The organism is Corallococcus sp. CA053C (genome assembly GCF_003611675.1).
Taxonomy (GTDB): Bacteria; Myxococcota; Myxococcia; order Myxococcales; family Myxococcaceae; genus Corallococcus.
Genome location: NZ_RAWA01000742.1, coordinates 1 through 1,822, shown reverse-complemented (window position 1 = coordinate 1,822; position 1,822 = coordinate 1). Strand labels below are relative to the sequence as shown.

Annotated in this window: 2 protein-coding genes; both read right to left on the bottom strand. The window is 66.6% G+C overall.

The genetic code is table 11. The annotated features are described in order from the left end of the window. Nucleotides 1-1,284: serine/threonine-protein kinase (locus D7V97_RS42750; protein ID WP_233583611.1), on the bottom strand; the 1,284-nt coding region annotated here is incomplete at its 3' end. Nucleotides 1,285-1,522: 238 nt separating this feature from the next. Further along, nucleotides 1,523-1,822 (bottom strand): hypothetical protein (locus tag D7V97_RS42745; protein ID WP_233583610.1); only part of this gene is annotated, 300 nt, incomplete at its 5' end.

Genomic DNA, 1,822 nt, shown 5'->3' with positions numbered 1-1,822 from the left:
ATCCTCAGGAGTGGGGATCGTGCTCGGCCGTGAGGGATCGCCGATCTTGCGATCCCTCGGCCTCGTGTTGGGCTTTATCGCCCCTCCTGCGCCTGCCGGGCGGTCGGGCTTCTTGGGTTGCTCGGAGGGCGGATTGTTGGGATTGTTGACGGTGGAGGCGATCACGACCGTGGTCGGATCAGGATTGGGAGGGGGCGGAGTCTTGCCCTGGCCAGGTGTGGTCCCAATGTCCACGATGGGCGTGGGCTCCGTGGACGAAGCCGAGCGGCCCAGCCACAACGTTCCTCCTCCCAGCCCCGCGAGCAGCACCGCGCCGCCCACCATCCAGCCGCGGCTGCCGGTGCGCAGCGAAGCGGCGAGGCTCACGGTGCTCAAGCTCTCCGAGTGCGGCGAGGCGCTGGTTGACGCACGGGCCGGAGCGCGAGGCGCACCGAGAACAGGCACTGCAAGGGATGCCGGGAGCGGGTGCAATGGGATGCGCTGGAGCTGCTGCCGCACGGCCTCCGCGGAGGCCGGACGCAGGGCGGGGTCCTTCGCCAACAACTGGAGCACCAGCGTGTCGAGCTCTGGGGGAATACCCTCCGCGCGCGAGGATGGAAGGGGGGGCGGCTGTTCGATGTGGGCGAACAGCACCTGCATCGGTTCGCCCTGGAATGGCCGCACACCCGTGAGCATCTGGAACGTCATGATGCCTACCGCGTAGAGGTCCGTCGCCGGACCCACGGTGCCTCCGCGGATCTGCTCGGGCGCCATGAACTCCGGCGTGCCCAGGATGGTGCCGTCGACGGTGGTGGGGCTGTCGCGGGACTCCAGCAACTTGGCGATGCCAAAGTCGACCAGCTTGAGCGTGGTCACGGCGCCCGGCAGCTCCACCAGGAAGACGTTGGCCGGCTTCAGATCGCGGTGCACGACGCCCGCCCGGTGTGCCGCTCCCAGCGCGGCCAGCATGTGATCCAACACCCAGAGGGTGGTGGGCACGTCCAGCCGTGTCTGTGCGTGGACGAAGTCGGAGAGCGGCCGTCCGTGCAGCAACTCCATGATGACGTAGGGTCGTCCATCCGGGAGGGTGCCGAATCCGAAGATGTCGATGATGCCCGGATGGCGGATGGCATTGACCGCACGGGCCTCCACCAACAGCCGTTCGTAGAGTTGCGGAGACACGAGCTCCGCCCGCAGCACCTTGATGGCCGCCTGTTTGCCAATGAGGGGATGCACCGCGCGGTACACCACGCCCATCCCGCCCGACCCGATGCGCTCCTCGATGACGAAATCTCCCAGCTGCATGCCCAGCAGAGGATCCACGGGAGCGGCGGACTGCGACTGCGGGCGCACGGACTTCTCGGTAACGGTTCCTGAGGAGCGAGTGCTTTTCATGGGCGCGGGGCCGCGAACATAGCCATGCGTTCCCGGAGCATTCAAACCTCACGAAAAACGCTTCCACCGGACGGCGCTGATCCGATGGGATGACCCATCCAGGGTCGTGGCTGACTTCCGACGCAGCGCGAGCCTCGGCCCGCGTTGATCACTTGGGGAAGTACATCCTCAGCTGCTGCTGCCACGCATCCAGCTGCACGTTCAGATTCATGCGTTCTTCGGCTGTCTGCTCCTGGGCCGCGACGTAATAGAACTCGCGGAGCTGCCTGCCGAGGCCGGACGTGTCATTTCCTCCGGTTCGTTCCTGAAACTCTCCGGTGAGCCGTTCCAGCCGCTGGGCCATCTCCTTCTCCTTGTCGGTGCCCCTCCGCACATCCTTCAGCCTGGCGGTAGGCAGAGCTGGCCCTGCTGGCTTCGGGATGACGGGGACTGGTGGTGGTGGTGGTGG